The organism is Pseudomonas sp. GV105 (genome assembly GCF_003058185.1).
GTDB lineage: Bacteria > Pseudomonadota > Gammaproteobacteria > Pseudomonadales > Pseudomonadaceae > Aquipseudomonas > Aquipseudomonas veronii.
Genome location: NZ_QBUF01000022.1, coordinates 24,977 through 37,804, shown reverse-complemented (window position 1 = coordinate 37,804; position 12,828 = coordinate 24,977). Strand labels below are relative to the sequence as shown.

At 65.0% G+C, this 12,828-nt stretch carries 11 protein-coding genes; 8 read left to right on the top strand and 3 right to left on the bottom strand.

Annotated elements, in window-relative coordinates:
- Positions 1 to 156: 156 nt before the first annotated feature.
- The 3 genes from C8K66_RS29260 to C8K66_RS29250 are packed head-to-tail and all read right to left on the bottom strand — an operon-like array spanning position 157 to position 2,644.
- Positions 157 to 903 carry a PAS domain-containing protein gene (locus C8K66_RS29260; protein WP_057006014.1) on the bottom strand — a complete coding sequence of 249 codons (747 nt, stop codon included), beginning with the start codon at positions 901 to 903 and terminating at the stop codon, positions 157 to 159.
- Entirely contained in the window at positions 904 to 1,563 is a 660-nt protein-coding gene (locus tag C8K66_RS29255; protein WP_079443533.1) for a response regulator, read from the bottom strand.
- Positions 1,532 to 2,644 carry a sensor histidine kinase gene (locus tag C8K66_RS29250; RefSeq protein WP_232591586.1) on the bottom strand — a complete coding sequence of 371 codons (1,113 nt, stop codon included), beginning with the start codon at positions 2,642 to 2,644 and terminating at the stop codon, positions 1,532 to 1,534. Before C8K66_RS29250 ends, C8K66_RS29255 begins: the two co-directional genes overlap by 32 nt.
- Positions 2,645 to 2,826: 182 nt before the next feature.
- Between C8K66_RS29250 and C8K66_RS29245 the strand changes: the two genes are divergently transcribed.
- The 8 genes from C8K66_RS29245 to C8K66_RS29210 all read left to right on the top strand — a co-directional run bounded on the left by C8K66_RS29245 (position 2,827) and on the right by C8K66_RS29210 (position 12,775).
- Entirely contained in the window at positions 2,827 to 3,273 is a 447-nt protein-coding gene (locus C8K66_RS29245) for a dimethylamine monooxygenase subunit DmmA family protein (protein WP_046383904.1), read from the top strand.
- A complete protein-coding gene (locus C8K66_RS29240; protein WP_046383905.1) occupies positions 3,270 to 4,199 on the top strand; it encodes a PDR/VanB family oxidoreductase in 930 nt (309 codons plus the stop codon). The genes C8K66_RS29245 and C8K66_RS29240 overlap by 4 nt, the downstream gene beginning before the upstream one ends.
- Before the next feature lie 11 nt (positions 4,200 to 4,210).
- On the top strand, positions 4,211 to 5,227 hold the full coding sequence (locus tag C8K66_RS29235; RefSeq protein WP_046383906.1) for a DUF3445 domain-containing protein: 1,017 nt from the start codon (positions 4,211 to 4,213) through the stop codon (positions 5,225 to 5,227).
- A gap of 40 nt (positions 5,228 to 5,267) precedes the next feature.
- Positions 5,268 to 6,398, top strand: coding sequence for an aminomethyltransferase family protein (locus tag C8K66_RS29230; RefSeq protein WP_108526653.1), 1,131 nt, complete (start codon positions 5,268 to 5,270; stop codon positions 6,396 to 6,398).
- A gap of 30 nt (positions 6,399 to 6,428) precedes the next feature.
- Positions 6,429 to 7,295 (top strand): formyltetrahydrofolate deformylase, encoded by an 867-nt coding sequence (gene purU, locus C8K66_RS29225; RefSeq protein ID WP_046383908.1) that lies wholly within the window; start codon positions 6,429 to 6,431, stop codon positions 7,293 to 7,295.
- Between the two features lie 21 nt (positions 7,296 to 7,316).
- Positions 7,317 to 8,684 carry an NAD(P)-binding domain-containing protein gene (locus C8K66_RS29220; RefSeq protein WP_046383909.1) on the top strand — a complete coding sequence of 456 codons (1,368 nt, stop codon included), beginning with the start codon at positions 7,317 to 7,319 and terminating at the stop codon, positions 8,682 to 8,684.
- A gap of 13 nt (positions 8,685 to 8,697) precedes the next feature.
- Positions 8,698 to 11,007, top strand: a complete 2,310-nt coding sequence (locus C8K66_RS29215; protein ID WP_079445009.1) for a DUF1989 domain-containing protein — start codon at positions 8,698 to 8,700, stop codon at positions 11,005 to 11,007.
- 88 nt (positions 11,008 to 11,095) lie between these two features.
- The gene (locus tag C8K66_RS29210; RefSeq protein WP_108526652.1) at positions 11,096 to 12,775 is read left to right on the top strand and encodes an APC family permease; all 1,680 of its coding nucleotides are present in this window, start codon (positions 11,096 to 11,098) and stop codon (positions 12,773 to 12,775) included.
- The last annotated feature ends 53 nt before the right edge of the window (positions 12,776 to 12,828 follow it).

The window sequence follows — 12,828 nt, the reverse complement described above, 5'->3', positions numbered from 1 at the left end:
TCTCGCGTCATCGTTGACGACCATCGCCGGCAAGCCGGCTCCTACAGGGTTATGCCCCCACGGTAGGAGCTGGCTTGCCAGCGAAAAACCCACAGCCACCGCGGGCATCCAGGCTTCCCGCGTCATCGTTGACGACCATCGCTGGCAAGCCGGCTCCTACAGAACTCTGCGCTCGAAAATCGCGCCCTCGATGCCCAGCACCTCGCAGGTATCGGCATAGATCCCCACGCCCTTCTCCCACACGTGCTTGATCGACTGGTCGGCGCAACGAATCTGGTAATTGAGTTCGAACGGTTCCTGGCGCGACAACGCATATTGCACCTCGCGCCATACGTAGTCGGCATCCTCGGCGAGGATCAGGCTGTTGTAGGTGAACTCATGGTTGTCCACCAACCGCTCGGCGGGGTAGCCGGTCAATTGCAGGCAGCCGGCACTGACGAATTCCATGGTCCAGTCGCGGTTGTTACGGCCGCGATAGATCAGCCCAGGCATGCTGTCGAGCAAGCTCATGCTGCTGCGTTGGCTGGCCTGCAGGGCGATTTCGCGGCGCTTGTGCGCGGTGATATCTCCGGCCACCAGGTAGAAGCCCTGCGGGCCGCGCTTGAGGCTGACCTCGAACCAGCGCAGCTCGCCGCACGGATGCACGAAGCGCAGGCGTTGGTTGAACGAGGTCTCGGGACGCCGGCGTAGCTCATGCAAGGCCTGGCGCCACAGCGGGCGGTCTTCCTGGTGGACGTAGTCGACGACGTTGCGTTCCGCGCCCGGCGCGCCCATCAACTCGGCCCAGGCCAGGTTGAAGTGAGCGATCTGGCCGTTGTCGCGCAGGTGCAGCAAGGCGGCGGGAAAACAATCCATCAGGTGCGCGGGCGATGTCTGCACCCAAGCGTCAGAGCTTTCCCTCATCTAGTGACGCTCCTCGTGTTTGAGCAAGGCGCCGCTGTGTACCCGGGCCGCCAGCTCCAGGCGCGAATGCAGGTTGAGTTTCTGCAACAGGCTGCGCACATAGATTTTCACCGTGCCGTCGCTGATCCCCAGCTCCCTGCCGATCTGTTTATTGCTCATGCCGGCGGCGATCAGCGCCAGGGTCTGGCCTTCGCGTTCGGTGAGGTTTTCACCGCCCGGCGTCTCACCGTGTGACCTGGGCTCGGCCGGGTCGGCGAGCAAGGCGATCAGGGTTGAGTCGAGCATGATCGCGCCCTTGTGGCAGTTGCGCATATACGCCAGCAACGCCTCGGGCTCGGTTTCCTTGAGCACATAACCGCTGGCGCCCAGGCGCAGGGCGCTGAGCAGTTCGGCGCGGTCCATCGAAGCGGTGAGCACCACCACCTGGCAGTCCAGGCGCAATTGGCGCAGTTCGTCCAGCACCTGCAGGCCGCTGAGGCCAGGCATGTGCAGATCCAGCAACACCTGCTGCGGCGTCAGGCTCACGGCCAGGTTGATGCCCTCCCGGCCACTGGCCGCCTGCCCCACCACTTCAAAGTCGTCGCTGGCATCGAACAGTTGCGCCAGGCCTTTGCGAAACAGTGGGTGATCATCGATCAGTAATAAGGTCGTGCAGTCCATCGAGACTCCCGTGTGGCAGGTCGTGGTGGCGGCGCAGGCCAAGATGCACGCGCACGCCGTGCGGGCGGATCGCTTCAATGCTCAGCCGCGCGCCGATGCTGGCGGCGCGCTCGCGGATAATCGCCAGGCCGAAATGGTTATGCTCATCGCAAGCCGGGCTCAAGCCGATGCCATCGTCCTCCACCGACACCGAGGCATCGCCGTCCTGGGTCTGGCGCAGTTCAATACGCACATGCCGCGCGTGGGAATGGCGCACCGCATTGGCCAGGGCCTCGCGAACGATCTGCAGGATCTGCAATTCGGTTTCCGGGCTCAGGGCATCGTCGGCCAGGCGGTTATCCAACTCGAACACGATGATGCAACGCCGCGAAAACTCCGCGACGGAGTCGGCCAGGGCCTGGCGCAGTGAGCGTCCGTCCATGGTCAGGCGTGCGCTGGTGATCAGCTCGCGCACCTGGCGTTGCAACTGGCTGAGGCCTGCGCACAGGTCCTGCAGGGCAGGCGCGCCCAGCTGTGACTGCAAGCCGTGGGCCTGGAACGCCAGGTAACCCAACTGTTGCGCCACCGAATCGTGCAGCTCACGGGCCAGCGCGCCGTGGCGCGACGTTGCCTGTCTGCGCTGCTGCTCACGGTTGTCACTGCGCAGACGCACGCTGACCGCCACGGCTTGCGCCGCTTCCTCCAGCAACTGGCGCCAACTGGCACCGGCCCGTCTGGGGGTGTCGAGCAGTAACGCGCCTTTTTCACCCTCGGGCAAGGCGCACACCAATCGGTGTACCCCGCGCTGCCGGCAAGGGCCGCAGGCCTGGGGCGTGTCCATCGCACTCGCGTCGCGCCAGGGGCAGCGCGCCACGTTCTGGCAGCCCTCGATCAAGCCACGTCGCGTAGGGCCCAGGTCTTCGCCGCCCAGGATCAGGTTGAGCCTGGCGGCGGGCAGCAGTGCGTCGAAACGGTCCAGAAAACCCGACAAGGCACCGTCAGCGTGCAGGGGCAACCCGGCCAACAGCCTGCGCACGCTGCGCGCCTGTTCGGGGCGCACAGGCCCCAACCAGAGCGGCCAGCTCTTCGGTCGCGTTCGCACTCTTCGATAACTCCCCGTCCGGTTGCTGAGCATTAGTGCAAGACCAGCAACTTCCATGCCCCGAACGCCAGTGCGGCAAGGCTTATCTCCAAAGGCATAGCCCTTTTTCCAGATTGAGAAGATTTTCCTCATAGGAAAGTATCTCTCCCAACAGGAAACAAAACGCACCTTGGAGAGCCCGCATGACGCACACCCACAACCGCCCCATCGTGGTGATGCAATCGGCAACCGCCGGCATGGCGGTTGCCGCCGACCTGCACAAGCCTTTGCTGCTGAGCGGCGAACAACCCGACTTCAGCCGGCGTTTACAACAGGCATTGGCCAGCGCAACCGTGGGTTGTCGGCTCTACCTGTTGGGCGATGAGGCCTTTGTCTGGCGCATTCACGCCGAGGCCCGCGCCGCCGGCCTGGAAGACGACGAGATCAGCGTGACCTGCACGATGCCCGGCCTGCGCCAGGTGTATTGCGCCCATTGCGGGCTGACCCAGACCGCAGGCCCAGAGCCGGTGTTGAACTGCATCGGCTGCAACGTCGGGCTGGAAGTGCGCGCACACTTTTCCCGGCGCCTGGGGGCTTACCTCGGCGTGTGCATCAACCCCGACCAGCCCTACGCGGGGTTCCAGCCATGAGCGCCGCCCTCAAGGTTCAGGTCAGTGCGGCCAGAATGCTCACCCCCGTGGTGCGCGAGTTCACCCTGACTGCCTGCGACGGTGCCCTGCCCGCTTTCTCGCCCGGCAGCCACGTCCAGGTACATCTGCCGCTGGCCGAGGGCACGGTGCGTAATGCCTACTCGTTGACCAGCGACCCGGCGCACACGCGCCACTACCGCATCGCCGTGCGCCTGCAGGACGCGTCTCGCGGCGGTTCGCAGTACTTGCATCGCCAGGTGCAGGTCGGCGACACCTTGCGGATTTCGCCGCCGGCCAATCTGTTCGCGCCCCATGGCACCGCACGCCGGCACATCCTGATCGCCGCCGGCATCGGTATCACGCCGTTCATGGCCTATATCGCCACGATGGAACAACAGCAGGCCGACTTCGAACTGCATTACCTGTTCCGGCCAGGCCTCAGCGATGCCTACCTCGATGAATTGCAACAGCGCCTCGGCCCGCGCCTGCACGCCTACGACCGCCGCCCGGACCTGAGCCGCATCCTCGCCAACCGGCCGCTGGGCAGCCACGTCTACACCTGTGGCCCGCAACCCTTGATCGAGGCGGTCGAGCAACACGCCGATCGCCTCGGTTGGCCGCGCAATCGGCTGCATGCCGAGGCGTTCAAAGGCGCGCAACCGGGCCAGCCGTTCGACCTGCAACTGCTGCGCAGTGGCCGCACCCTGCGCGTGGAGGCCGAGCAGAGCCTGCTCGAAGCCTTGGAGCACGCGGGGTTGCAGGTGCCCAACCTGTGCCGTGGCGGGGTCTGCGGCCAGTGCATCACGCGCCATCAAGGCGGTGCCATCGAACACCGCGACAGTTTCCTCAGCCCGGCCGAGCAGGCCGAATTTCTGATGCCCTGCGTCTCACGCGGCAGCGGCCCCTGCGTTTCGCTGGACCTATAGGAGTGAGTGCCATGCCCCTGCAATCGAGCCCTGTGCTGAGCTATCGCGACGATTTCAGCTTTCGCAACAGCCCGGCGGCGATCCGTCGCTTCCCGTTCCCGTTTATCGAGGACAGCTACCTGTACTCGGTGAACATCGAACCAGCCACCTCCCGCGACCCGGGTTCCGTCTACGAGCACGCCTTCGACATCGACGAGCACTACCGCTCGGAAATGGCCGAACGCGCCCTGATCCTGGACAACGACCCGCGCCGCTACCTGGTGATGCCGCACATGCAAGCGGCGGCCTGGGATGCGCTGCAAATGCTCATGGAAAACCTCGCCGTCGACTACCCGCAGTGGTTCAGCCTGGTGCGTGACGGCGACCGCTGGCACTGGCGCAACCACCTGCTGCAGATCGATCAACCGTTCATCTTCGGCGATGCCGCCAGCCTGCCCTGCGCACCGCTGGAATACATCGGCCGCCAGGTGCAAGGGGATTTCGCCCTGCTCGACCAGCGCGACGGCGACCTGTACATGGACGCCGGCCTGGTCACCAGCCCGGCCGACTGGTCACTGGCGTTCGATGCCGGGATGAGTTTCAAGCAGTGGCATGCACCGGTGCCCATGGCCCACCAGATGGGCGTGTTCGAGCGCGCGCTGAAGTACCTGCTCAACCTGCAGGCCGGCCAGCCGGTCCGGCGCCTGAACTGGACCCTGACCATCAACCCGCGCCTGGATTCGTCGCCGGAAACCTTCCATCAATGGGGCGCCGACCGCGGCCGGATCACCGCGCAGAACGTCGGGCAACAGGTGCATCTGCGGGTTGAACTGCAAGTGATGGCGCGCCTGCCGCGCAGCAACGCAGTGATGTTCAGCATTCGCACCTACCTGATCAGCCTGGACGAACTGGTCAGCCACCCAGGCTGGGGCTGCCGCCTGCACCGCGTGCTGCGCGACCTGCCCGATGCCATCGCCGACTACAAGGGCATGACCCGCTATCGACAGACCCTGGTCGAGTGGCTGCGCCAGTTCGATCCACTCGCCTGAACCATTTCCCGGTGCTCTTTTTCACAGCAAGGAATCTCACATGACCCACTCCTGGCGTATTTCTGCATTGGCCGAGCGGCACCGCGCGCTCGGCTCGAACCTCGAAGACTGGAACGGCATGGGCACCGCCTGGACCTACAGCAGCGCGCTGGCCGACCACCACGAAGCGATCCGCACCCGCGCCGGCCTGATGGATGTATCGGGCCTGAAAAAAGTCCACTACGTCGGTCCGCACGCCGAAAGCCTGTTGCAGTGGGCCACCACCCGCGACATCGCCAAGCTCTATCCCGGCAAATCGGTGTATGCGTCGATGCTCGACGAGGACGGCAAATTCGTCGATGACTGCATCGTCTACCGCACCGGGCCCAATGCGTTCATGGTCGTGCATGGCGCCGGCACCGGGCATGAAATGCTGGTGCGCTCGGCCCAGGGCCGGCAAGTGGCGGTGCTGTTCGACGACGACCTGCACGACCTGTCGCTGCAAGGCCCGCTGGCGGTGGATTTTCTCGCCGAGCACGTGCCTGGCATCCGCCAGCTGCCGTACTTCCATCACCTGCAAACGCGCCTGTTCGAGCGCCCGGTGATGATCTCCCGCACCGGCTACACCGGCGAGCGCGGCTACGAGATTTTCTGCAAGGCCGCGGACGCCCCGTTCCTGTGGGACAGCATCCTCGAACAGGGCGCGAGCCTGGGAATCATTCCCTGCGCCTTCACCGCCCTGGACTGGCTGCGAGTGGAAAGCTCGCTGATGTTTTTCCCCTACGACAACTCGCAGATGTACCCCTTCGCCGACCAGAAGGCCGGCGACACCCTGTGGGAAATGGGCCTGGACTTCACGGTTTCGCCCGGCAAACAAGCGTTCCGAGGCGCCGAGGAACACCTGCGCCTGCGCGGCCAGGAGCGCTTCAAGATCACCGGCGTGCTGCTCGACGGCGTGCGCCCGGCCGAGGCTGGCGACACCTTGTGGCAGGGCAACCAGCAAGTCGGCGTGATCACCTGCGGCATGTATTCGCGCCTGAGCAAACGCTCGATGGCCATCGCGCGCATGAGCGTCGCCTGCGCCGCACCCGGCATCGCGCTGCAGGTCCGCGGCAGCTTCGAAGGCGCCGCCACCACCCACGCCCTGCCCTTCGACGACCCGCAAAAAACCAAGCGCACGGCCAAGGGCTGAGCCTTCCTTCACCGCATTCAGGAGCCTTCGATGGACGCCTCAAGCGAACATTACATTCTCAAGATCACCTGCCCGGCGGCGTCCGGGATCGTCGCCGCGATCAGCGCCTGCCTGGCCCGGCAGCAGTGCTACATCAGCGAGTTGGCGCAATTCGACGACGAGTTCACCGGGCAGTTTTTCATGCGCGCGGTGTTCCGCTTCAACAAGGGCGTCAGCGGTGATATCGGCGACCTGCGCAAAGGCCTGGGCGAGCTCGCCGGCGGCTTCGACATGCAGTGGCAGTTGTTCAGCTCACGCCAGCCGACCCGCGTGCTGCTGATGGTCAGCAAGTTCGACCATTGCCTCACCGACCTGCTCTACCGCCACCGCAAAGGCGAAATGGACATGACCATCACCGCCGTGGTCTCCAACCACCTGGACCTGCGGGCGATGGCCGAGCGTGAGGGCATCCGCTTCATCTACCTGCCCATCACCAAGGACACCAAGGCCGGCCAGGAAGCCGAACTGATGCGTATCGTCGAAGACACCCAGACCGATCTGGTAGTGCTCGCGCGCTACATGCAGATCCTGTCCGACGGCCTGTGCCAGCAACTGTCGGGGCGGGCGATCAACATCCACCACTCGTTCCTGCCCGGTTTCAAGGGCGCCAAGCCGTATCACCAGGCCTATGACCGGGGTGTGAAGCTGATCGGCGCCACCGCCCACTACGTCACCAGCGACCTCGACGAGGGCCCGATCATCGAGCAGGAAATCCAGCGCGTCGACCATACCCACTTGCCCGATTCACTGGTCGCCATCGGCCGCGACACCGAAACCGTCGCCCTTTCCAAAGCCCTGAAATACCACCTGGAACACCGGGTGTTCATCAACCACGACAAGACAGTGATCTTTCGCTGAAACCCTTCAGGAGGCACGCTCATGACTCTACGTGTAGCAATCATCGGCGCCGGCCCATGCGGCCTGGCACAACTTCGCGCCTTCCAGTCGGCCCGCGACAAGGGCGCCGCCATTCCCGAACTGGTGTGCTTCGAGAAACAGCAGGACTGGGGCGGCATGTGGAACTACACCTGGCGCACCGGCCTGGACGAAAACGGCGAGCCGGTGCATGGCAGCATGTACCGCTACCTGTGGTCCAACGGCCCCAAGGAATGCCTGGAGTTCGCCGATTACACCTTTGAAGAACATTTCGGCCGGCCCATCGCCTCCTATCCGCCCCGCGAAGTGTTGTGGGACTACATCAAGGGCCGGGTGGAAAAGGCCGGCGTGCGCGACTACATCCGCTTCAACAATGTGGTGCGCCAGGTCACCTTCGACGAACAGACCCAGCGCTTCACCGTGTATGCCCACGACTACACCCACGACACCTTGACCTGTGAAGAATTCGACTACGTGATCAACGCCTGCGGCCACTTCTCCACGCCCAAGGTGCCGTACTTCGAAGGCTTCGAGCAGTTCGCCGGGCGCATCCTGCATGCCCATGACTTTCGCGAGGCGCTGGAATTCAAGGACAAGGACCTGCTGATCATCGGCAGCAGCTATTCGGCCGAGGACATCGGCTCGCAATGCTACAAATATGGCGCGCGCAGCATCACCAGTTGCTACCGCACCACGCCCATGGGCTATGCGTGGCCGGACAACTGGGAAGAAAAACCGCTGCTGCAGCGCCTGGAAAACAACCGTGCGTTCTTTGCCGATGGCAGCAGCAAGCACATCGACGCGGTGATCCTGTGTACCGGCTACAAGCACCACTTCCCGTTCCTGCCGGATGAGCTGAGCCTCAGGACCGACAACCGCCTGTGGCCGATGAACCTCTACAAGGGCGTGTTCTGGGAACCCAACCCGCGCCTGATCTACCTCGGCATGCAGGACCAGTGGTACTCGTTCAACATGTTCGACGCCCAGGCCTGGTATGCCCGCGATGTGATCCTGGGGCGTATCCCATTGCCCAGCCAGGCCGCGATGATCGCCGACAGCCAGCAATGGCAGGCACGGGAACTGACCCTGGAAACCAACCAGCAGATGTTCGAGTTCCAGGGCGCCTACATCCAGCACCTGGTGGACGCCACCGACTACCCGGATTTCGACATCGCCGCCGTCAACGAGACCTTTCTGCACTGGAAGCACGACAAGGCCGAAAACATCATGGGCTATCGCGACAAGTCCTACCGCTCGCTGATGACCGGCACCCAGTCGCCGCCGCACCACACCCCGTGGCTGCTGGCCCTGGACGACTCGATGGCGGCGTACCTGGGCGAGCCCGTGACGCCCATCAAATCAGTCGGCTGAGCGGGTGCCCATGATGAATGCTCCGCGTGTTTCCCACCCGCGAGAACCCGGGCTGTTTGCCCGGGCGCCGAACCTCGAACGCTACCGCGTGGCCGCCGGCGGTGTGACGCTGGTCGACCTGCAGCCCGGCGACGGCCTGCAAGTGATCGACCTCGAAGGCCGGCAAATCTGCGAACTGCTGGCCCTCGACGCCAGCGGCCGCAGCGCCCTGGCGAGCTGGGGGCTGAGCGGCTCGAGCGCCTGCCGCGTGCCACCGCGTGTCGGCCAGGCGCTCAAGCGGCGCGGCATCGACGCGCAGGCATTGCCCCTGGCCGCCGCGCTGTGGGACGACGCCAGCCCGCCCGGTCACACTCGGCAGTTTGTCGCCCATGACCGCCTGCTGGTGATCGTCGCCGCTCCCGCCGGGCCCACCGCCGTCGACCGGCAATACCGGCCCAGCGAACTGCGCCTGCTGGTGACACGGGCCAACCCGTCGCCCCTGCTGGTGCCTGCCCTGCCCGAGCCATTGGGCGAGGTGCTGGACGAGTTCACCGTGCGTGCGGGCACGGCCCACGGCTACAGCGTCGCCAAGGGCCAGTACGTGCAGGTGCTGGACGTCGCCGGCCGCCAGTGTTCGGACTTCGTCGCCCTCGACCGCCGCGCCCTGGATCGCGGCGTGGAGCTGGACCTCGACCAGACCGTGACACGCACGCTGAACGGCAGCGCCTACCCGGCGCCGGGGCTGTTCTCGAAGTTTTTCGACCGCCGGATGCAGCCGATGCTGGAGGTGGTGCAGGACACCGTCGGGCGCCACGACGCCTTCGCCCTGGCCTGCGCGGCGCGCTACTACGAATCCCATGGCTATTTCGGGCACGACAACTGCAGCGACAACCTCAGCCGCGTACTCGCGCCCTACGGCGTGCAAGCGCGCAACGGCTGGCCGGCGATCAATTTCTTCTTCAACACCGGCATTGATGCACACCAGCAGATGACCCTGGATGAGCCGTGGTCGCGGCCCGGCGACTACGTACTGCTGCGGGCCATGACCGAGCTGGTGTGCGGCAGTACCTCGTGCCCGGATGACATCGACCCGGCCAATGGCTGGAACCCGACCGATATCCATGTCCGTATCTACCGCGAGAAGGAGCGTTTTTCCATCGCCATGAGCACTCGAACCACGGCCGATGCCGACCCGATACTGACCCGTGAGACCGCGTTCCACTCACGCACCAGCGCCCTCACCGGCAGCTTCATCGACTACCGCAACTGGTGGCTGCCGTTGCGCTACGACGGTTATGGCGCCACCGAGGAATACCTCGGCTGCCGCGAACGCGTGGCCGTAATGGACCTGACCGCCCTGCGCAAATTCGAGATCATCGGCCCCGACGCCGAAGCCCTGTTGCAATACTGCCTGACCCGCGACGTGCGGCGTCTGGCGGTGGGCCAAGTGGTCTATTCGGCGATGTGCCACGAACACGGCGGCATGCTCGACGACGGCACCCTGCTGCGCCTGGGCCCGGACAACTTCCGCTGGATCTGCGGCGAAGACTACGCCGGTGTGTGGCTGCGCGAGCAGGCCCACAAACTGGGGATGAAGGTGTGGGTCAAGTCCGCCAGCGAGCAGATTCACAACCTGGCGGTGCAAGGGCCGCTCAGCCGCGAGCTGCTCAAGCAGATGGTCTGGACGCCGCCCACCCAACCGAGCGTGGACAGCCTCGGCTGGTTCCGCTTCCTGGTCGGCCGGCTGGACGGTTTCGAGGGCTGCCCGTTGATGATTTCGCGCACCGGCTACACCGGCGAACTGGGCTTTGAGGTGTGGTGCCAGCCCGAAGACGCCGAACGGGTGTGGGACCGCATCTGGCAACTCGGCCAACCCTTGGGCCTGGTGCCCCTCGGCCTGGAAGCGCTGGACCTGTTGCGCATCGAAGCCGGGCTGATTTTTGCCGGCTACGAGTTCAGCGACCAGACCGACCCGTTCGAGGCCGGCATCGGCTTCAGCGTGCCACTCAAGAGCAAGACCGATGACTTTATCGGCCGCGACGCCCTGTTGCGGCGCAGCGCCCATCCCAGCCACAAGCTGGTCGGTCTGCACCTCGGCGGCAACGAGGCGGCCCACCACGGCGACCCGGTGTACCACGGCCGCGCCCAGGTCGGGGTCATCACCAGCGCCTGCCGCTCACCGTTGCTGGCCAGCAATATCGCGCTGTGCCGGGTCGACGTGAGCTGCGCCGAGCCCGGCACCCTGCTTGAGATTGGCAAAGTCGATGGCCTACAGAAGCGCATCAGCGCCACGGTCAGCGCAGCGATTTTCTATGACCCGGACAAGAGCCGCGTGCGTAGCTGATCGTCCCGATACCGATGTGTGCCACCCCACTTTGACTGCCCACTTTGATTGCCCTTCTTAACCGCTACTCAGACATGGGAATACGAAGATGGAAGCGACGACGTTCGAGGCTGTACCGCAGGCTGCCAGCTCAGTGGGCAGCCTGCACCGCAAGATCGATTGGCGCGGTGCATTCTGGGTCGCCAGTGGCGTGCCCGCGCTGGTGCTGTTCTCCATCGGCGCGATTGCCGCCACGGTGGGCAAACCGGCCTGGATCGTGTGGATCGTGTCGATCCTGTTCGGGTTTATCCAGGCCTTCACCTATGCCGAGATCGCCGGGCTGTTCCCGCACAAGTCCGGCGGCGCGTCCGTGTACGGCGCGGTGGCCTGGGTGCGCTACAGCAAGTTGATCGCGCCGGTGTCGGTGTGGTGCAACTGGCTGGCCTGGTCGCCGGTGCTGTCCATCGGTTCGGGGCTGGCGGCGGGGTATATCCTCACCGCGCTGTTTCCCGCCGATGCGCTGATCAACACCTGGCAACTGACCCTGCTTGACCTGGGTTGGGTCAAGAGCGGCCTGTCGTTGCGCATCAACGCGACGTTCGCCATTGGCCTGTTGATTCTGCTCACGGTGTTTGCCGTGCAGCATGGCGGCATCCTGCGCTCGGCGCGCCTGACGCTGGTGCTCGGGGTCACCTCGCTGATCCCGCTGTTGCTGGTGGGCGTGGTGCCGTTGTTCACCGGGGACGCGACCCAGGCCAACTTCCTGCCGCTGTTCCCGCTGGCCCATGACGCGGCCGGGCAAGTCATCGACGGCCCGTGGGATATGTCCGGCTGGTCGCTGATGGCCGGCGGGCTGTTCATGGCCGCGTGGTCCACCTACGGGTTCGAAACGGCGGTGTGCTACACCCGCGAGTTCAAGGACCCCAAGCGTGACACCTTCAAGGCGATCTTCTACGCCGGCCTGCTGTGCATCCTGGTGTTCACCCTGGTGCCGCTGGCGTTTCAAGGCAGCCTGGGGCTGGGCCAACTGGTGACCCCGGCGGTGCTCGACGCCAGCGGCGCGGTGGTGACTCCGGCGGTGTACAGCGGCCTGCTGTCGCCGGCGATCTACAGCGGCATGGGCGTTGGCCAGGTGATGGCCGACAGCATCGGCGGCGGTAAGGTGGTCGCCAATATCGTGCTGATCATGCTGGTGCTCGCCACGTTGCTGGCGATCATGACCTCGATGTCCGGCTCGTCGCGCACCCTGTATCAGGCGTCGGTGGACGGCTGGCTGCCCAAATACCTGGGGCGCACCAACGAACACGGCGCGCCCACGGCGGCGATGTGGACCGACCTGTCGTTCAACCTGCTGTTGTTGCTGATGTCGGACTATGTGTTCGTGCTGGCGGCGTCCAACGTCAGCTACATCATTTTCAACTTCCTCAACCTCAACGCCGGCTGGATCCACCGCCTCGACCGCCCCGACTGGGTGCGCCCGTACAAAGCCCCCACCGTGCTGCTGGCGGCCGGCGGCGTGCTGAGCTTCGTCAACCTGGCGTGCATGGGCCTGGGTGCGGATATCTGGGGCGCAGGCACGCTGGTCACCGGCTTGCTGCTGGCGCTGTTGATCCTGCCGGTGTTCTGCTACCGCCACTATGTGCAGGACAAAGGTCGCTTCCCCGCGGCCATGCTCAGTGACTTGTATATCCAGGCCGATGACGGCCAACGCCGCGCCGGCTGGCTGCCCTACGCCACACTGATCGCCGGTGTGCTGGTGGTGTATGCCTGCCATCAACTGGTAGCCTGAATGCCCTGGGCTGCCTATTGCTGAGGGATTTATCCCTCAGCGCCCCTATTTCT

Bases quoted from the DNA above. Each gene is read 5' to 3' on its own strand.
- C8K66_RS29210 (WP_108526652.1), top strand. From the start codon at position 11,096: ATGGAAGCGACGACGTTCGAGGCTGTACCGCAGGCTGCCAGCTCAGTG.
- C8K66_RS29255 (WP_079443533.1), bottom strand. From the start codon at position 1,563: ATGGACTGCACGACCTTATTACTGATCGATGATCACCCACTGTTTCGC.
- C8K66_RS29230 (WP_108526653.1), top strand. From the start codon at position 5,268: ATGACCCACTCCTGGCGTATTTCTGCATTGGCCGAGCGGCACCGCGCG.
- C8K66_RS29215 (WP_079445009.1), top strand. From the start codon at position 8,698: ATGAATGCTCCGCGTGTTTCCCACCCGCGAGAACCCGGGCTGTTTGCC.
- C8K66_RS29220 (WP_046383909.1), top strand. From the start codon at position 7,317: ATGACTCTACGTGTAGCAATCATCGGCGCCGGCCCATGCGGCCTGGCA.
- C8K66_RS29245 (WP_046383904.1), top strand. From the start codon at position 2,827: ATGACGCACACCCACAACCGCCCCATCGTGGTGATGCAATCGGCAACC.
- C8K66_RS29235 (WP_046383906.1), top strand. From the start codon at position 4,211: ATGCCCCTGCAATCGAGCCCTGTGCTGAGCTATCGCGACGATTTCAGC.
- C8K66_RS29260 (WP_057006014.1), bottom strand. From the start codon at position 903: ATGAGGGAAAGCTCTGACGCTTGGGTGCAGACATCGCCCGCGCACCTG.
- purU (WP_046383908.1), top strand. From the start codon at position 6,429: ATGGACGCCTCAAGCGAACATTACATTCTCAAGATCACCTGCCCGGCG.
- C8K66_RS29240 (WP_046383905.1), top strand. From the start codon at position 3,270: ATGAGCGCCGCCCTCAAGGTTCAGGTCAGTGCGGCCAGAATGCTCACC.